Here is a 19,343-nt window from a genome sequence, read left to right as displayed (position 1 = left end):
TATCACATCAGGTCGGCAAGGGCTGCTTTTTGATCTCAAGGTAAGCCGACCTGATCGCTTCTTCACCGTACTGCTGTTCCAGACGTTTTATGATGAAATGACCTTTCGCCATGTTCTGGTAGTGGTGAATAAACAGCGTATTAATGGCTGCACCGCTGGCGGCACCAATCACCGGGACAATCTGCGCGGCCATTTTTTCCGTCATGGTTACGCCCAGTCTGGTCGCGACCGCATCAATCAATTTTGCCAGCGTTTTCCCTGCCTGTGAGGTGCTCATTCTGGCAGACGCTTTCCCGGCGCTTTTCTTGCCAGCAATGCCGATTAATTCTCGGCTGGCATGTCGGGTGATATCGGCCAGAACGGCGCGTGACGTGTAATAGGCAGAATCGGCAGCGTCGTCGCTTTCTTGTGTCCCGCCGAGCGCAAAAACCTCCACACAGGCGGCTTTGACGGAAAAATCAGTGAGGGAGAAACCTTCGCTGCGGGCAATATCCGCCACGGAACGCATCATGATCGTGGTGCTAATAGGCAGTTCGACCAGCAAACCCGCCGCGCCAAAAAAACCACTGACGGCACCGGAAGCGGCAACAACCAGCTTGTGTGTCTTTGGCGATGCCACGCGATCAGGCGCATCGTCTAACGTATAGAGTGCGGCGTCTACCGCTTTGTAGAGTGCGGAATGAACCACATCCTGTATTTTATTTCTCACCAGGGCGGGTAGCTTCGACAAACTCCATTCAATCGGTTTTCCAACCAGATTCGCCGCCTGTATGGTGAAAGAGGGGGCTTCCAGCAGCGCGATGGTCTGTCTGATGGCGAGCGCATCCTGTTGAGTAAGAAGAGTCATAGGCGTTCTCCGTACCGTTGGTTGAATAGCCCGCCTGACGGGGGGTTATGCTGACGTTTGTGACGAGCGCGTTGTTAACCAGGTGGTGAACGCATCTGGAGGGATGGGCCGGGAAAAATAGTAGCCCTGTACTTCATCACATCCAAAATGAGCCAGGTATTCGAGCGTTTCCTTATTTTCTACGCCTTCCGCCAGCACAATGTAATTCAGTTTGTGCAGCATGCTGATAATGGATTGCACAATGACGCGGCTTTTGCGGTCAGTTTTTATATCTTTAATCAGCGATTTATCCAGCTTTATCACCGTAGAGGGAATATTGCGCAGATAGCTTAAGTTGCTATATCCCGTACCGAAATCATCAAGCGCGATAGTAAATCCAAGCTGTTGCAGCGTTTGGATGGTGGCAAGCGTTTCCGTACTTTCGATGATTTTCTGCGTCTCGACACACTCGATGTCAATGTCCTGAGGGGTGAGGCCGTGGTTCTCCAGAATGGTGATGAGACGTGGGATAAAGTCATTCTCGGAAAAATTTCGGGCAGAAACGTTAATCGACACGGGGAACGTTAGCCCCTCCTGACGCCACTGCTTCACCTGGCATGCCGCTTCTCGGGTAACCCAGTCCGTTAACGGACGCATCAGCGTTGTGCCTTCCGCGAGCGGAATAAATTGATCGGGATAAATCTCACCTAACTCAGGGTGTCGCCAGCGAATCAGCGCTTCGGCACCAATCACGGTGTTGGTCTTGATACTTAATTTCGGCTGATAAACTAAATAGAGACCAGACTTATTGTTTTGCAGCACATCGGCCAGCTCGTTGAGTAAGGTAAAAGCGATTTGCTGTGCCTGATCGGCCTCAGGGTCATAAGCTAACTGGCGGATATTTCTGGTGATGGCGGCGCGCAGTGCGCTCATCGATTCACGCAAGATTTGCTGCGGGTCTTTGGCCGGAATCTGGAATTCGGTGTAGCCAACAAAAAGTTCCAGTTTGAGCGGAATATGGCTGGCGATACTTTCATGGATCCGCTCAGCACAGGTGTCAAGTTCCGCCAGAACATGCTCTTTCTTATCGGCCTTCACCAGCAGGGCGAAACGGCCTACGGCAGCAGAGTACAGATTGTCTGATGAATTTAAGCTAAGACGCAAAAAGACCCCGATATCTTTCAGCAGGCCTTCTACGGTCGGCATACCCAGCGCACATCCCATTTCATAGGCGTAAGAAATGTCGATAGTATCAATCAGAATAAGCAGGTAGGGCTCGTGAATGTCGGTAATGTGACTAATGTCGTCAATCAGACGCTGCCGATTGGGTAACAGTGTGACTGCATCAATCAGCCCAATCGCGTTGCGGTATTCCATTAACACCATCGCAATGGTCGCTAAGTCATGCAGTAGTCGTAGTTGGAACTTGCTGAAGGTGCGTGGAATATAATCGATAACGCTAAACGTACCGATGGAATAGCCATCTTTGGTTTTCAGCGGTACACCAGCGTAAAAACGGATAAAAGGTTCGCTGGTTACGTAAGGGCTGTCTTTAAAACGGTCGTCCTGAGTGGCATCGGGGCAGATAAAGGATTGGCCCGTTTGTACGGTAAAATGGTCGAAGGAACCGATTTTATCCATGTCATCCAGAGGAAAATGGGTTTTCGCGTTTAACATGAAGAGATTTGGAGCCAGTTAGCGTCACGAGAGCCGTCGGGGTGTTAAGGAGTTGGCAGGCCATTTTCGTGAGTTTGTGAAGAATATCGTCTTGAGATATATCGGTTTTTTGTAATTCGTCGAGAGTCTGCATGCGTTTTTTTTCGTCATGGCTCAAATGTTTTAACATGTAGACTCTTCCTTTCCGCAATAATAATCGCGACAACATCAATTTAATTTAACGGCGACACAATAACATAGAGGCTAAAAATTGAGGTAACTTATTATATCGACTTTATCTTTCCGTTAAGGTTCAGGCGTTTTTTTGTCTTAAATCATGTTTTCGATTTTCAGTGTGTTGTATGGATTTATGATATTTTCCCGTAAGTTACAAGTAGAGATAAACGGTCTGATTGAGAAAAGGCTCTGTAAATAAAAGAGCAGTCTAATTATAAAAAATGACCGTTTCCAGAAGATAAAAATAGCAACCTGATAATTGTTATACTCATTGTGGGGTGACAATATGGATGATTAACCTATCTCTCTGATAAGAATAGAACAGATATTTTTTTATACCATGAAATCGGCGGAAAACGGTGGTGCCAGGCGGTATCCTGAATAACGATTTCCGCCTGACGGTCTGTTGCTGCGGGGCGTTAGCGTTATTTGGGTGAGCTTGGTTTTGGTAAACTTAGTTTTGCTAACGTTTCTAACTGCTGACGAATGGCGGTAACGGAAACGGCGCGATTGTCGGCTCTCTCGCGTTCACTGGCATCGGGTGCGGAGCTTTGGATGCCCATGAGCACCCAGCCTGCTGCTGAATTCAGCATCAGCGGGGAACCGCTATCGCCAGGCAGCGTGTCGCACTGGTGCGACATCACGGCGGTGTGAACCCAGCCGGTGATCAAACAGTTTTGATGGCGATAAAGCGTTTCCTGATGATCTTCTGGGTAACCTGCCTGCGTGACGCGCTGACCGTTGTCCTTCAGGGCCTGCATCAATTCCTGGCGGCTGCCTTGCCAGAGCGGGAGCGGGCGAATGCCAGGCGGCGTTTGCTTTAGCCGAATCAGCGCATAATCCAGTGGTGCTGCTGACGGGGGAACGATCCACCCTTCGCCGTCGGCTTTCAGTTTTTTAGCGAGCGTTTTATTCGCCAGCGCTTCAATTTCCGTTGTTTCATACCGCCAGCCATTTTCTGTCGCCAGAAAGCGCAGCGCGACGGGCTTATCTATCTCACCTTTCGGTGGCGTAACCACGCAATGCCCGGCCGTCAGCGCCAGATGCGGGGAAATCAACGTCGCGGTACAGAGGTTGCCGCTGGCGGTTTCCAACTGTCCAATGGCTTGCCACGGCCAGACCGCCGTGTCGGGAACGATATCCCGATCGTCATGGTTAAAAAATAAGATTTGCTGCTGCTTCTGCGCGGCGGTGTCTGTTGGTGAGGATTCAGCCCAACTGAGCGGGGCGATAAATGATAATGAACATAACAACCAGGCTGATATGCGCATGCAGTAAATAAACCTTATGAGAAAAGTCATCTTGAAGTGCTAAATATAGCGCGTTGAATTAACTATAGATGTATTTGTTGGTGAGGGGCGGAAATTAAAATGTTATCGAGTGTAAAAGGTATCGCATGACATCACCGCGCTGTGACTGGGGGATTATCAATCGTCAAAATGGTTTTCTAAGATACTCGATTATTTACGACAAACCGTTCTGTGGCTGTTTCACCATGTCCCCATGTGTTAAACGCTACGCCGCAGTTTTACGTGGCGTAGCGTTTTCGCATTAGTAAATGACATCTCGCAGTACCATCAACCTTATTCGTAGCTGACGGTCACGATACGTACATTTGAACTCAAGGTTTTCGCGCTCACAGAACCGATGTTTTGTGGTAAAGCCGCATAGTGTGAGCTGTTTTTCATTTGTAGCGTTTGTACTCTTCCTTGCCGTTCGCAACTGACAGTCACATTGCTTGACTGTGTCGTAATATCGCAAACGGGCTCGACGATGGCACCGACAAAGCGAATGATGCCTGTCGACGAAGAAGATGAGGCGAAGGTATACGGTGTTGCAGCCATAATGCAGAGCAAGATGGCTGTTTTTTGCAGGATTTTTTTCATTATAGTGCTCTCGGTATTGCCTGGTGTGTAATGGTATAAACGGCATCAAATGATAAAACTTTATTACACCTAAACCTTTGTTGAGTGATGTTCGTCCAGTTTGAATAATCATTTTTTAAATCAGTTAATTACATCACTCTAAGGCTGCGCGCTTTTGCCACGCTTGATTGGGTATTTCAGCGCAATGTCTATCGTTTCTCCATTAGCTACTTACCCCCAATACCATCGTTTTTTCTTTCTCCTGTGTGATCCGCTTTTTTATTTCCTATCTCTCGATGACGCCCTCGCATTTTTATCGCAGTGGTTCGCTTTACGTTGTGAAATCAACCATGAAACATCATAAAAAATAAACATACGGGCTCATTTGGCCCATTTCATGCGTTCGTATTTTTTATACGAGGATTCACTGCTGAATAAAAAACAAACGTATATCCCTGATTGTTTTTGTTCTGTGATTTTAAATTTCAATATTTTTGTTTTGTTGGTTTTTAATTCTGGTTTCTTACTTTTTCTATCAGGCAGCAACCAACTTTTACAAATTAACAATCATGAAAAATATTTATTAACGCATCGCGACGGAACGTGCCCAAGCATTTTTCTGCGTCTAAGGGCGTCAGAAGAGACCCTGACTGATGCACTGAGGAAAAAGATCGAGATGTCGCTTTAGCGACAGAGCCACGATTGTTTTGTTAATGCGATCGTTAACTTTTATCTGTTATCAGGAAATATAAGTTATGCATAAATCTCTACTCAATACCTTGATTGGCGCCTCATTATTGTCATCCAGTGTGACCGTTTTTGCGGCCACCGTTGCGGGTGGAACGGTTCATTTTAAAGGTGAGATCGTTAACGCTGCTTGTGCGGTCAGTACCAATACGGCCGATCAGATTGTGAATCTGGGCCAATACCGTACCGCGCGTTTTACGGGGGTGGGAACCTACTCTGGCAAAGTGCCGTTTACCATCAACCTCGAAGATTGTGATTCCAGTGTTTCTACTACGGCAGCTGTCGCTTTTACCGGTACCGCTGATACGACTGACAACACCGTTTTGGCCGTCAGTAACATTGGTGGCGGAGCATCCGGTGCGGCAGGCGGCGTGGGTATTGAAATCTCCGATCGTACTGGGGCGGTTCTGACGCCAAATGGCGCTGTTTATTCAGCCCCGCAAACGCTGAACGATGGCAGCAACGTACTGGCGTTTAATGCTCGCTATAAAGCGACACAGGCAACCACGACGCCGGGCGCGGCAGATGCCGATGCCACGTTTACCATCGATTATCAATAAAGATGCCTTAGGGAGGAAATAAAGCCAGGGACTGGCTTTCGCTGTGTCTTTAGATCCAATTCAACAACACTTTATTGTGAGGTTGCGTGTGCAGAACTCATCTCTCTTATTTCAATCTTTCACCTTTGGTCTGGTACTTTTTGCTTTATTGATTGTTCATCAGGCACAGGCGGGGGGGATTGCGCTGGGCGCTACGCGGGTGATCTATCCCGCAGAGGCCAATCAGGCTTCACTTTCGATTATTAACAGTGATGAAAATAACCGCTTTTTGATTCAATCCTGGGTAGAAGATAACGACGGGAATAAAACCAAAGATTTTCTGGCGACACCTCCGCTTTTTGTGGTGAAACCCAAAGGTGAGAACACATTGCGACTGATGCATGTTGGCACACCTTTGCCTACCGATCGCGAATCCGTTTATTGGGTCAATGTCAAAGCGATTCCGGCGGTTGAGAAACGATCGCTGGAGGATAAGAACGCGCTGCAATTGGCGGTGTTATCCCGCATTAAACTTTTTGTTAGACCCGCGAATCTTCCAACGGGGGCCGATAGCGCACCCGCGACGCTACGCTTCCAGCAGTCAGGCTCGGCGCTCACGATCACCAACCCCTCTCCCTATTTTATTACGTTGGTCAACCTCCAGTCTGGTAGCCAGAAACTTCCCAACACGATGGTGCCGCCAAAAAGTTCGACATCACTGACGCTGTCTGGGCAAGCATCAGGTGCAGTGAGCTTCCAGACCATTAACGATTACGGAGCCATGACGCCGCGCGTCACAGGTAAAGGGCTATGAAACAGTGAGGTACAGGCTGGCGTCAAGCTGCATTACAGCGATTGCCTGCGCTTTTCACTATCATAGATGAGGAATTTTGTATGCGTTCAGAACCGATGAAACCGCAGCGTTCCGCCGCCCCTTATCGCGCAGTCCGTCCATGCCTGCGCTGGTGCCCGGCCGTGATGCTGTACATGGCATTCCCACTCGCTGGCGATGCTGAAACCTTCTTTAATCCGACATTTTTATCGGACGATCCTTCAGCTATTGCCGATCTTTCTCGCTTTGATAAAGGTGAAGGGCAACCGCCGGGCACCTATCGGGTAGAGATTTATGTTAATGCAGACTATGCGGTTTCTCGTGATATTGCGTTTCAACTACGCACGCCATCCGATAAACCGGCCAGTGACGATACGGGTCTTGAGCCTTGCCTGACGATAGCGTTGCTGGAACAGCTTAATGTCAATCTGCAATCGTTTTCTTCCTTGCGTGATGAACCCGCTTCCGCGTGCATCAACGTGCCTCAGGCGATTCCCGATGCCAGCGTGCGCTTTGACTTTGAACTCCAGAGATTGAATATCAGCTTGCCGCAAATCGCGCTGAAAAATGCCGGACGGGGATACATTTCGCCGGAGGAGTGGGATGAGGGCATCACGTCAGCGTTATTTAATTACCAGTTCACGGGAAGTAATACGCACGGCGATGCTCGCAGTGACAGCTATTTTCTCAATCTTGATAGCGGAGTGAACTGGAACGGTTGGCGACTGCGCGATTACTCTACCTGGCGTTATTCCCGCTATGCAAACCAGCGTTATAACGAATTCCAGCACGTCAGCACCTATTTACAGCGAGCCATTATTCCCTGGCGCAGCGAATTGACTCTCGGCGACAGTAATACAGTCGGCGAGGTTTTCGATAGTTTGGGATTTCGTGGCGTACAGATTGCGTCCGATGATGCGATGCTGCCGGACAGCCTGAGAGGGTTTGCACCAACGATCAGGGGGATTGCCAAAAGCAACGCCCGCGTCACCATCCGACAGAATAGCTATGTGATTTATCAGGCTTATGTTGCGCCTGGTGCGTTCGAAATTACCGACCTTTACCCAACGTCATCCAGCGGCGATTTACAGGTAACCATCACTGAGAGCGATAACTCGACGAACAGCTTTGTCGTGCCGTATTCCGCTGTGCCGCTGCTCCAGCGTGAGAACCGGATGAAATATTCCGCGATGGTCGGTAAATACCGTAGCAACAATCCGCAACAGGAGCAGCCCTTATTTGGTCAAGGTACGTTGATTTGGGGGCTTTCGGCCGGGGTGACGTTGTATGGCGGCACTCAACTGGCTGAAGATTATCAGGCGCTGACGTTAGGTTCGGGGAAGAACCTTGGCGACTGGGGCGCATTTTCAGCCGATCTCACGCAGGCTTATAGCACGTTGTCGGATGGTAGCAATCATAAAGGGCAGTCACTGCGCTTCCTGTATGCCAAATCGCTGAATGATCTGGGGACGAATTTTCAGATTCTGGGTTATCGCTATTCGACCAAAGGTTTTTTTACGCTGGATGAAGCCAGCTATAAAAACATGAGTGGTTATACGGTCGACTTTACTGATGTTCAACCTGTGGTACGCGACTACTACAACCTGAATAACGCGAAAAAAAGCAGGATGCAGATGAATATCACCCAACAGTTAGGAAAGGGAATGGGGTCGTTATTTTTAACGGGAAGCCGGCAGGATTATTGGCATACCGATGGTACGAACGATCTGCTGCAAATCGGCTACAGCAATGTGTACCGCGGTGTGAGCTATAACCTGAGTTACAGCTATAACAAAAATCAAGGGCTGGAAGAACGGAACCAGCTGTTTGCTTTTAACCTCTCTGTTCCACTGAGTCAGTGGCTCAGTGGACATCGTGAAGGAATTAACCTGCGGCGTTCACAGAATATGGCTTACGGCACCTACAACATGACGTCGGACAATCAGGGACGCACGTTACAGCAGGTGGGGCTCAGTGGCACGATGCTATCGGATGGCAATCTTAACTACAACGTCTCCCAAGGGTATGGTAATCGCGGTATTGGGAATAGTGGGAACGCGGGGCTTGGCTATCAGGGCACCTATGGCAACAGCAACGCCAACTACAACTATACGCGCAACACCCGTCAGCTTAACTATGGGGTGAGCGGCGGTGTGGTGGCACATGCCGATGGAGTCACGTTTAGTCAGCCGTTGGGCGATACCAATGTATTGATCAAAGTTCCCGGTACCAGCCGTATCAAAGTGGAGAATACCACCGGTATCCAGACTGACCGGCGTGGCTATGCCGTTATTCCTTACGCCAGCGTTTATCGCAACAACCGCATCGCCCTCGACGTCAACTCGTTAAATCAAAACACTGAGATCAACAATACTGTCGCCAACCTTGTACCGACGCGAGGGGCGATGGTTCGTGCCAGCTTTACCGCCTATCAAGGCGGGCGGGCGCTAATTTCGCTACAGCAGCGTAATGGCCGACCGATTCCTTTTGGTGCGCTTGTCTCCCGTGTAGACAGCGATAGCACCGGTATTGTTGGTGATGATGGGCAGGTCTTTCTGTCTGGGCTAACCCCTGAAGGCGAGCTGAAGGTTGCATGGGGAAGTGGTTCACAGCAGCAATGCACGCTTCGCTACGCTCTTCCAGACGGCAGTGAAAACCAACCGATATCCTATGCGAAGGCGGTATGTCAATGAAATTATTAATGAAAAAGAACAGTGGCGCAGCGCGAAGCGCTATGTGGTGGCGCGGCGTTAGCGTGGCGGGTTTGTTGGGGATTGCCAGCCAGGCCAGTGCGATACAATGCACGACCTCAAGCGGTTCACCTTTAATGTATGACTACACTTACGCGCTAGCTTCCAGTCAGAACAATGTCGGGTATGTTACGGGGTGGAATGAAAAAAACGATGCCGGTTCCTACGCGATAAGTGGTCCATGTAATAACCGGGATACGGTCTACTATTCTGCCCAACCCGGTCCATCGTTGGTTTTGGCGTCAACGGAAAGCGGCGTGAACTGGTTTGATATTACCGGCAATGATTATCTCCAGGTGGCATCGCGTATTTTTGTTTATAACCGAACCTCGGCGGGTATCTTTCATAATGTGCCGTTTACCGATGTGAACAACAACTGTGCAGGACTGTGCGGCGGGAATGCGACAACGGGCAGTCGGGTTCAGGTCAATTTCCGCATCAAACGCAAGTTTGTCGGGATTTCCAACATCCCGATGACACCCATTTTTTATCTCTATGGCAATCAGGGTGGTAGCGGGCAAAGCGTGGGGTCACCGCTGGTGGTTGGCTATATGAGCGGTTCGGTCACGGTTCCTCAAAGTTGTGTTTTGAATGCGGGTCAAATCATCAGCATTGACTTTGGCGGGATTTCATCAGGGCTGTTTAAAACGGCGGGTGAAAAACCGGAAGGGGTTTCACCGGTGACGCGGACGATTGGTATCGCCTGCAACGGTATTGATGCGCAGGCGAGCATGTCGATGCGTCTTCAGGCTGATAAATCGTCTGGCAATATGGTGGTTTCTGATAATCCTGACGTCGGCTTTATTGTCACGGACAATGGAAGTAACCCATTGACGCCCAATGATATTGCGAGCGTGATTCCTTTTACGCTGGATGAGGCTGCAAGTGCTAATGTGGCGATTACTGCGTATCCGGTCAGCGTGACGGGAACTAAGCCTCAGGAAGGCGTCGCGACAGCAAATGCCTATCTGCGCGTCGATTTTTACTAGTCGGTTTTTACTAAAAGGGGGAATCGATGAACCGATCTCAGGGTGTGATGGCTGGCGCGGTGCGTACGCGAGTAACATGGGCCGCGTATTTCGTCTGGGTTTCTCTGTTCTTTATAACGTGTGCCGTGCATCCCGTCCGTGCCGATCTCGGGCTGACCAATATGCGGCTCACCGCGACGTTGTTGGCGAACAGCTGTAGCGTCAGCACAGGGACGCAGGAACAAACGGTTGACCTCGGTACCTGGCCAAGTAAGCAGTTTGCGGTGGGATCGCAAAGCCCCAATCCTACACGTTTCGAGATTGTACTGGAGAACTGCGGTGTCGCGGCATCTGGCGTCGAGATCACGTTTTATGGCAGCGCTCCAGCGGGGGATCGTACGCTGCTTGCGCTTAACGCCAGTAGCAGTGCGACTAATGTTGCCGTGGCGATACTGGATAGCGAACGCCGGCGGTTGGCGCTTGGTCAACCGACACCCGTTTATGCGCTGTCGGCAAACGCTGCGCGCGTGCCGCTAGTGTTTTATGGGCAGTATGTTGCGATTGGTACGCCCGTCACGGTCGGTTCTGCAAATGCGGATGCAACATTTACCTTAACCTATCAGTAAACGTTGGAAGACGGTATTGAAGAGACGTGACGGGTCAGGCGACCCGTCGTAAGTGATTATTTAATTATATTCTGTGAGGTGGCGTAATTTACCGCGTTCCAACGTGAGTAAACCTTGTTGTTGCAGTTGTTTCAGCCCCCGTTTTATCGTGCTTTTTGATAGTGATGTCCGTTGAGAAATATAGGACAGCGCAGAAAAGCGGAGTTTGACATCGGGGGGAAGCTGATTCAGCGAACGTAGCATTTTATGCACGATAGAAAGTGAATCGCCATGATTCCCAATACAGTGATCGATCAGTGCATGAAAGCCGGTGTTAACGATCGTTAAGACATCATCGAAACGTTCATAAGCCGTAATGATGCGCATGGCGGTATTGAAAGGAATACTACGAATTTTCCCATAATCGACCCTTTCCAGATAGAGTTCGCCACCATCAAGTGTCACCATGGACCAGCCAATGATAGCCGGTGATAAGATAACAGAAATAACCTTATCATCGATGGATTGCTTCATTAAGAATGTTCCTTCATCCAGGAAGTAAATAACTTGCTCCCCTGATGGATAAAAGAAATAGAGCCGTTTCCCTTTAATAACCTTGGTTGGGGTTGCGATATTGCTGTGTGGAGAAAGTATTTTTGTGATGCGAAAAATAGATGTATTTAATTCTTTCATTTAAAACCTGTACATGATGGAGTTATAACGCGTCCATTTCGTCTTATGATGAATGTCAGTTCCTTAAAGGTATGTAATTAATTGTGCGGTTTTGAAAGTCAATCCACATTCGACTAAATATATTATTGTCTTTTTATCAATAAAGGCCTCATTAGTTTAAATGGCTATATAGTTAATGTTTCATTAGTACCATGAAATGACAGGCAACACCGGAATACAGCGTTGTTTTTTATGTCATGATATCTTAGGGAATTAAACCTTGTAGTTAGTGTGCTTTATTTTTAATAATAAATTTAAGTTGAGATTTAATGTTAATTATTATTGATTTCGAAATTGTAGTTTAAGATTTAGATAATTCAATTGTTATTGGATTATTTGTCATTGCAGGTCAGGTGTGTATTTATAAGGTATTGATATTATTCGTTTTGGATGGTTGTTTTATCTGGTTTGACCTGTCAAACAGGAACGAAAGCTATTAAATTATACCAAGAAATAACACTGTTAATGAGACTTGTTATCAAAGCGGCGTGAGGCTGTCTCTACGTATGGTTTCGATATTGAAAATACGGGGATAGTCGGGTGAGAGAGGAATACTGAGGATTAGAGAAAAAAACTCAGGGTGATAATGCCACAGAGCAGAACGAGGGATAACATAATTTCAAATGAGTAACGACGCATCATTTTCCTGTCCCCCGATGAAATAAACACCCGGTAAACCGGGTGTTTGATGATTGTTCTACGGCAAGCCCTTAGAGATAGGATTCAAATAGGGCTAACTGAAAGTGACGCCTTCCCCGTGGGGAAGGCGTGGGTGCTTACCGATTACGCTGCTGGCGTAGTGGTCGCTGGTTTTGCCGTTTTCGCTTTTTTCACGTGTTTCTTGGCAGCTTGCGCTTTCTGAGCAGGGGCTGGTTTAGCTTTCTTCACGTGTTTCTTAGCGGCCTGTGCTTTCTGAGCAGGGGCTGGCTTGGCTTTCTTCACGTGTTTTTTAGCGGCCTGTGCTTTCTGCGCAGGGGCTGGCTTGGCTTTCTTCACGTGTTTTTTAGCAGCCTGCGCTTTCTGGGCAGGAGCTGGTTGAGCTTTCTTCACCGGTTTTTTATGGTGAGCGGCTTTAGCCGGAGCAGACGTGGTCGCTGTAGGCTGAGCTGGTGCGCTGGTTACGGTATCCGCGGCAAACGCTACAGAGGACAGACCCAGTGCCGCACCTGCGATCATAACTAATACTTTATTCATCTTCATTTCCTCGTTATCTCATTCACGTTTCGTAGCCCTCAGCTGGGCCGGTAGAGAGAGAATAGGAGAAACAGCGGGCGGCTTCAGTGAGTGATTGGTTTCGGCGTGTAACCTAATGTACAAGCCAGAAAAAGTGGGAAAGGCAGGGAAAAACGGCGGGGTTACCGCCGTCTCGGTGCTAGTGCTGAACGGCGATTGCGGCCTGCGTTGTTGCGGTTTTTACTGGCCAGCAAAAACGGAAACGGGCTCCGCCGAGCGGGCTGTCATCCACGGTAATACTGCCGTCGTAAGCCCGGGCGATAGCATGAACAATCGCCAGGCCCAGTCCACATCCGCCGCTGCTGTTCTCGATACCCGCTTCCAGACGGACAAACGGTTCAAACACGCTTTCCCGGCTGTCGGGCGGAATACCGGGGCCGTCATCTTCGACTTGCAGACACGCGATATGCTCGGCGTCGGATGTCAGGCTGATATGCAATCGGCTGTGGCAGAAGCGCAGCCCATTGCCGATCAGATTATTCAGCACCCGTTCCATCAGGCGTAGATCGAGCGCCCCAATCCGTGCCGAATGGGGCATGTCCAGCGAGATGTGTTTGTCAGGGTGGATCAGGCGGAAATCGTCAACTTTTGCCTGTAGCCACGAAGGAATATCGATATCGGCAAGATGCAGCGTCACCTGCGGGCGGTCGAGTCTGGCATATGTCAGTAGCTCGTCAATCAGCGCTTCGAGTTGACCAATATCCCGGTTTAACGCCTGCTGCTCGTCTTCTGTCAGGTTGTCGCTCATGGCCAGCCGATAGCGCAGCCTGACCAGCGGCGTACGCAGTTCGTGCGCAATATTGTCAATCAGCTGCTTTTTGCTGTTGATGAGCTGATTCAGGTTATCCGCCATGCGGTTGAAGGCGACGCCAAGCCGATACAGGCTTGAGGTGCTATCGAAATGAATACGCTCCTCCAGATGACCGTCCCCGAGGCGCTGCGCGGCATTCTCCAGTTTTAGCATGGCCTGCCAGTGCGGCCGCATCCAGAGGAAAACCGGCAGTGCCAGCGATAGCCCGATGAGCATCACCAACAGTAAATCCAGCAGCCGCATTTCGTGCAGGAAGAACAAATAAGGAATAGGGCCGACGGCAAGAACGTAGTGGCTGCGGGGAATGCGTTGGATAAACGTGTATTCATCATCCAGCGCGATAATTTCTCCCTGATTCAGACGCTGCCGATTCTTGGGGCTCAGCGCATATTTGCTCACCGGTTCGATGTGCAGTTTGAATGACAGGTTTAAATCAAGCTGGCTGATGGTTTTATGCCAGTCGCGAGGCGGAATCGCGCGCAGCTCATTACGAATGAGATACAGCGAGCTTTTCATCAGGTCATCCATGGACTGACGTCCGGCGCGTTCGGCCGTGACTTTATAGACCAGCCCGACCAGAAGTGTCATGACGACAAAGCAGGCGAACAGTAATAGAAAAAACTGGACGAACAGCTTTCTCATAGCGTGACGCTCTCCCAGGTATTGGGGGCAAACAGATAACCTTTGTTGCGCACCGTTTTTATACGGAACGGCTCCAGCGGGTTGTCGTACAGTTTCTTACGAAGGCGGGAGATCGCGACGTCAATGCTGCGATCCATGCCGTCGTAGGTCACGCCGCGCAGATTTTTCAGCAGCGCATCCCGGTCCATGATGTGGCCTGCATGGGTCGCCAATTGCCAGAGCAGATCGAAATCCGCGGTGGATAACACGATGTGCTCTTGCCCTAATGTCACTTCCCGATTGACCGGATCGATACAGAGCAGGCCGAAGTGCAGGGATTTGTGCACCTGCAACGCGGCGGGCGCGGCGTTTTCCGTCACGGCCTGTGGTGCCGCTGCGTATTGCCGCAAATGCAGGCGCAGGCGGGCGAGCAACACGGCGGGGGGTGTGGTTTTCAGAATGTAATCATCGGCACCCATTTCCAACGCCAGAATATGATTCATGTCGCTGTCCAGCGAGGTCAGCAGCACAATCGGGCCGCTGTACTGTGGCCGCAATTCCCGACAGATCGTCATGCCGTCTTTGCCGGGCAGCATGATGTCCAGCAGTACAAGGTCGGGCTGCTGCTGTTCAATAAAGGCCAATGCCTGATCGCCCCGCGCTTCAACCTGAACATCAATGTCATGCTTGCCGAGGTAAGCGGCGATCAATTTTCCCACCTCGGTATCATCTTCTATAAAAACAATCTTATGCATGGTATCTACGTTATCCCCAACTCACTGTTGATAGCATAGCCTGATGATAGGCGATAAACGAGAAATGAAGCGTAAATGGGTGTTAAGTGTTTGTTTACTTACCCAAATTAGATAAGCTGCCGGGCGTGCTTTTTTTAGGCGATATCGCACCTGACCCTCGGCGTTTACCGAGAGCAGTCACGACATAATGACCGATTATTCCACTGGGAACCGCGCTGAAGATGAAACCGATTGATCAGATAAATAGCTGGATGCAGGAAGCCTTACGTCCTTATTTCGGGCTGGAACCGCTCTCGTCTGAATGGGATATTTTAACCGTACGTGACGGCTATTTTATCTGCTTCGATGGCGACACGATCCGTAAGCGCATTACCGCCACCGAGTTAACTTATCAGGAAGAAGACGTCATTATTCACACGCGCGGACGTGACGTTATTCTGCCGAGAACCGCGCGCGGTAAAGAAAAGAAGCTGACGTACACCAGCGTTTCCAGCGTGATGGCCGATGGCATTGTGTTTTCCGCAGGCGTCAGAACGCTGAATTCGGGAAGCTACGGTTATATCAGCGCCAGCAATTACCGCAATTCCATCGGACTACCGTTGCCGGAATGCCGTCATTTGACCAGCAAAGCAGAGATTGTCGACTGGCTGCACACTTATCGCGAACGGTTACCGTCTGATTATGCGCACAAGCTGGAACGGCTGATGAGGATGAAAAATCAGCAGCATAAAACGGTTCCGGGCGACATCTTTCGGGTCGAAATAGACTTACATACCGATGGGTATGTTTTGGTTATTGGTAACCTGCGTCAGATGCAAAAGGATGAGCTGTTTGCGGAACACAGCATCTGGAATGATGTGATGACGATGCCGCTGTTTGTCCGACCTTATCTTCTTCGCACAACCGAGCGTAATCTCCCTCTGTCGGAGATTGTGGCATCGTCCTTGTCTGAGAAGTGCTGGATTGTTATGGATAACTCGTTTCTGCGCGGTAACTATGAGTATGTGGGATCGAAAACGTTGTCGGAAGGTGACATTCTGTTCCCCGTTGGCTATGGCCCAAGCATTAGCGCACAGAAAAGCGACTATCGTCTATCGTGGGGGCCTTGCTCGATCAATAAGGCCAGTCAGGATACCGCTTTTAAAGCCGGACGTAGCTATATGAATAATGGAGCCTATAGCGGCGTATCCGCCGAATGCTTCGCTGATAAAGGCTTCCCTGGCTATGATAAAACGCTGCACAACCCGGAACATCGTGAAGCATGGGAGCAGGCACTGGCCGAGTTTGGTTTTCCACCGGATACGACCTACGATGCCTTTGCCCAGCGTACTGGCGGGCTGACGCGTGCGGCCTATCTGGCGTATGTCGCCGATAATAAAGCGTACCAGCGTAAGACGCGAGTGAAGAAAAAAGAGACGAAATAATACCTGCTATCTCGGTGCACGTGCTTTCGGGCGCGTGCATGCCAGTGGGCTGCGGTGGTGCAATAATTATCGCTATTAATGTATATAAAATACATTAATGTGTCACTGGTGGTTATTTCTTTATGTAATCAAATGGTTACTTACATGGTTTTTTAATCGACATTGCTTAATAAAATGGAGCTGATTTATTAACCGCAGTGAATTATAAAAACGTGCTAATTTTAACTGTGTGTTTTTGAAAGAACTGGACACGAAAATTTCATCTGGTTACTATCGCTGGCCTGGATTTAAATGCTCTTTTGAGCATTAACTGACATTGGATTGCGATGCGTTTTTCAGGATTTAAAAAGATAACAACAACCATTTTTATGATGGCTTTTATCTCATCGTCTTTTTTATTTTCATTAAATGAATTATTGGTTAACCATCAGGAAAGCAAATTAACATTGCGCTCTGAAAAGTTACGCTTTCAGGCTGAAATGTTAGCGGAGCAGGCACTGTCTGCTTTGGGTGATATTAACGCTATTGATGATGATATTTGTTCGCCAAACTATATTGAACAATTAAGAATGATAAGATGGCGTCATCTCAACATTGAAGATGTTGCTTCTTTAAAAGAAAATCGTATTTATTGCAGTGCCTTTTGGGGGGAAGTGAATCCTCCTCTGCATATTACTGTGAAAAATGAAACGAAAAACAATCAACCAGCATTAATTGAAGTGAAAAACAATAGCAAAACGCTGTATAACAATATCGGCCTCTATCAAGGTCATGCTGCGGTATTTGTCGCGCGGGGAACTTATGAAGGTATATTGAATACGGTCACTGATGGATATTTCGTTATGACATCAGTGGATAAATCGCAAAAGTATTTTGAATCGAACTCGAAGGAATATGTTGCTTCGGGTAATCCGTTACTGAGTAAAATATTTACCGCCAACGCCAGCTTGTGTAGTCCCCAGTGGCTGTTTTGCGTGATGGCTCAAAATGCGCGCAGCGGGCTGCTGTCGCTTACACCTGGCCTCCTGTCTTTTGCTATGATGGCTGCATTGATGCTGGGTGGGTTTCTGACTTTCTTCTGTTTAAATATTGTCGATAAAAGACAATCGCTGAAATCCCGCTTGAAGAAATCCATCAAGAGAGGGGATGTTTTTCTTGAATATCAACCGATGGTGAATGCCATTGATGGGAAAATAGCGGGTCTTGAGGCGCTAGTCAGATGGCGTGATAGCGTACATGGCTTTGTTTCTCCTGAGGTCTTTATAAAGGTTTCGGAAAAAATCGGGTTTTACTCAAAGATATCTGATTTTGTAATAAAAACTTCAGTGAAAGAAATGGCTGCTGTTCTCAATGAAAACAGAGAACTGACGCTGTCTATAAATATAACCGATCATGAAATTAACGAACCAAATTTCATAAGCCGATTGATTGAGATATGTGCTTCACATGGTGTTGAGCCTGCTCAAATAAAATTGGAAATATCAGAACGCTGCCAGCTATCGCAAAAGGAAATCCAGCTTTTTGCTGAACATGTCGCAAAAATGAACATCAAACTGGCGATTGATGATTTTGGCGTGGCGAATTCCAACTTAGCATGGCTTACCGGTTTCAGATTTGATGAAGTTAAGCTTGACGGTTCGTTAATGAAAAACCTGGACAACAAGAATAAAGAAAAGATATTGCATGCAATTTGCTCGCTCATTAAAGATATGGGGAAGAACATCGTTTTTGAAGGCGTTGAAGATGCTGAGCAATTAGCGATTGCCAGAGAAATTGATGCAAACTGCTTAATTCAGGGGTGGTTTTTTTATCGCTCACTGTCAGCAAAAAATATTGAAAGCCTGTTAATCACTCAGGGGAAAAGTCACGTAGTGTGTCCCTGATTTTTATGCTTGTCCTCCTCACGTTAAGAGCATTAACTTAACGGCCGCACAAGATGTAAGAGAAGACATGGCGAGAAATATCCGGCCATGTCTTTGTAGCGGGGCTTTAACGCAAAGCCTACCCACCATCAATGCTAGGTGTTTTCTCAGCATCGAGAAAAATAATGAAAATTGGCCGAATAAATTCGTTCGTTGGTGCGTTTACACGTTGTCTACTTTTAGGAGAACCCTGTTATGACGCGCATCGTTCCCGTTTTGGCCGCCGGGCTGCTCATCAGCCCACTGTTGCACGCTATGCCTCTCAACTACACCATTGCCACGGATAAAACCGCCATCGCGCTTTCATGGCAAGCATTTGGTCATCTTTCACAGGCTTCTCTCGACGGCGTGACGGGCAACATCACACTGGATGCGGAAAAGGAAATAAATGACCGTATTGATGTGAAAATCCCCATCACGACGCTACAGGCTTCCAACGGCCTGCTGACTTACCAGTTAAAAAGCAGCCTGTTTTTTGATGCTGAGCACTATCCCGATATCACGTTCACCAGCAGCAGGGTGGTCGCACTCGGTCATGGTCATTTTCGGGTTTTTGGTTCACTGTCGGTAAAAAATATTCAACGCCCAGTTATTCTGGACGCCACGCTCGAAGAACATGACGGAAACGCATCTGGCGAAGACGCGTTGTCTCTCCATGCCACCACGGCGATTTCTCGATCGGCTTTTAATATGGATCGCTTTACCGGGGTAGTTGATGATCGCGTGGCAATCAGTATTGATATCCAGGCGAAAGCACGACACACCGCATAAACATTTCCCGCTACTCAAGGGGATCAGCGAGTGGCGGGAGCATCAATGA

At 48.6% G+C, this 19,343-nt stretch carries 15 protein-coding genes and 1 pseudogene; 8 read left to right on the top strand and 8 right to left on the bottom strand.

Annotation, left to right across the window (positions count from 1 at the left end; translation table 11 throughout):
- Positions 1–7 precede the first annotated feature (7 nt).
- The 4 genes and pseudogenes from HP572_RS09850 to HP572_RS09830 form a co-directional block, all read right to left on the bottom strand.
- Complete coding sequence (locus HP572_RS09850; RefSeq protein WP_240585501.1) at positions 8–847, bottom strand: EcsC family protein; 840 nt, start codon at positions 845–847, stop codon at positions 8–10.
- A gap of 45 nt (positions 848–892) precedes the next feature.
- Positions 893–2,672 (bottom strand): annotated as a pseudogene (locus HP572_RS09845) (EAL domain-containing protein).
- A 472-nt stretch (positions 2,673–3,144) separates the two neighbouring features.
- On the bottom strand, positions 3,145–3,990 hold the full coding sequence (locus HP572_RS09835; RefSeq protein WP_240585498.1) for a serine protease: 846 nt from the start codon (positions 3,988–3,990) through the stop codon (positions 3,145–3,147).
- Between the two features lie 312 nt (positions 3,991–4,302).
- Positions 4,303–4,605, bottom strand: a complete 303-nt coding sequence (locus HP572_RS09830; protein WP_205555081.1) for a type 1 fimbrial protein — start codon at positions 4,603–4,605, stop codon at positions 4,303–4,305.
- Positions 4,606–5,339: 734 nt separating this feature from the next.
- Here HP572_RS09830 and fimA point away from each other — a divergent pair.
- From fimA to HP572_RS09805, 5 genes are all read left to right on the top strand, one after another.
- Positions 5,340–5,891, top strand: coding sequence for a type 1 fimbrial major subunit FimA (fimA, locus tag HP572_RS09825; RefSeq protein WP_205555080.1), 552 nt, complete (start codon positions 5,340–5,342; stop codon positions 5,889–5,891).
- A gap of 88 nt (positions 5,892–5,979) precedes the next feature.
- Positions 5,980–6,684, top strand: coding sequence for a fimbria/pilus periplasmic chaperone (locus tag HP572_RS09820; RefSeq protein WP_371745311.1), 705 nt, complete (start codon positions 5,980–5,982; stop codon positions 6,682–6,684).
- Between the two features lie 80 nt (positions 6,685–6,764).
- Positions 6,765–9,395 (top strand): fimbrial biogenesis usher protein, encoded by a 2,631-nt coding sequence (locus HP572_RS09815; protein ID WP_240585497.1) that lies wholly within the window; start codon positions 6,765–6,767, stop codon positions 9,393–9,395.
- An 8-nt stretch (positions 9,396–9,403) separates the two neighbouring features.
- A complete protein-coding gene (locus HP572_RS09810; RefSeq protein WP_240585496.1) occupies positions 9,404–10,441 on the top strand; it encodes a fimbrial protein in 1,038 nt (345 codons plus the stop codon).
- Positions 10,442–10,467: 26 nt separating this feature from the next.
- Positions 10,468–11,046, top strand: coding sequence for a fimbrial protein (locus tag HP572_RS09805; RefSeq protein ID WP_240585495.1), 579 nt, complete (start codon positions 10,468–10,470; stop codon positions 11,044–11,046).
- A gap of 60 nt (positions 11,047–11,106) precedes the next feature.
- On the opposite strand, the gene HP572_RS09800 is transcribed toward HP572_RS09805, so the two are convergent.
- The 4 genes from HP572_RS09800 to rstA all read right to left on the bottom strand — a co-directional run bounded on the left by HP572_RS09800 (position 11,107) and on the right by rstA (position 15,177).
- Positions 11,107–11,718 carry a helix-turn-helix domain-containing protein gene (locus tag HP572_RS09800; protein ID WP_205555075.1) on the bottom strand — a complete coding sequence of 204 codons (612 nt, stop codon included), beginning with the start codon at positions 11,716–11,718 and terminating at the stop codon, positions 11,107–11,109.
- A gap of 822 nt (positions 11,719–12,540) precedes the next feature.
- Positions 12,541–12,951: an acid resistance repetitive basic protein Asr gene (gene asr / locus HP572_RS09795; RefSeq protein WP_205555074.1), complete on the bottom strand. Its 411-nt coding sequence runs from the start codon at positions 12,949–12,951 to the stop codon at positions 12,541–12,543.
- Positions 12,952–13,129: 178 nt separating this feature from the next.
- Positions 13,130–14,443, bottom strand: coding sequence for a two-component system sensor histidine kinase RstB (gene rstB / locus HP572_RS09790; RefSeq protein WP_226300707.1), 1,314 nt, complete (start codon positions 14,441–14,443; stop codon positions 13,130–13,132).
- Entirely contained in the window at positions 14,440–15,177 is a 738-nt protein-coding gene (rstA, locus tag HP572_RS09785) for a two-component system response regulator RstA (protein ID WP_010276861.1), read from the bottom strand. Before rstA ends, rstB begins: the two co-directional genes overlap by 4 nt.
- A gap of 221 nt (positions 15,178–15,398) precedes the next feature.
- On the opposite strand from rstA, the gene HP572_RS09780 reads away from it, so the two are divergent.
- From HP572_RS09780 to HP572_RS09770, 3 genes are all read left to right on the top strand, one after another.
- Positions 15,399–16,601, top strand: coding sequence for an immunity 26/phosphotriesterase HocA family protein (locus HP572_RS09780; protein WP_240585494.1), 1,203 nt, complete (start codon positions 15,399–15,401; stop codon positions 16,599–16,601).
- Between the two features lie 326 nt (positions 16,602–16,927).
- Positions 16,928–18,484 (top strand): EAL domain-containing protein, encoded by a 1,557-nt coding sequence (locus HP572_RS09775; RefSeq protein ID WP_240585493.1) that lies wholly within the window; start codon positions 16,928–16,930, stop codon positions 18,482–18,484.
- Between the two features lie 234 nt (positions 18,485–18,718).
- Positions 18,719–19,294, top strand: coding sequence for a YceI family protein (locus HP572_RS09770; RefSeq protein WP_240585492.1), 576 nt, complete (start codon positions 18,719–18,721; stop codon positions 19,292–19,294).
- Positions 19,295–19,343 lie beyond the last annotated feature (49 nt).

Source organism: Pectobacterium sp. PL64 (assembly GCF_022477975.1).
GTDB classification, from domain to species: Bacteria; Pseudomonadota; Gammaproteobacteria; order Enterobacterales; family Enterobacteriaceae; genus Pectobacterium; species Pectobacterium jejuense.
The sequence above is the reverse complement of the archived record's forward strand: the minus strand, read 5'-3'. Positions and strand labels throughout refer to the sequence as shown.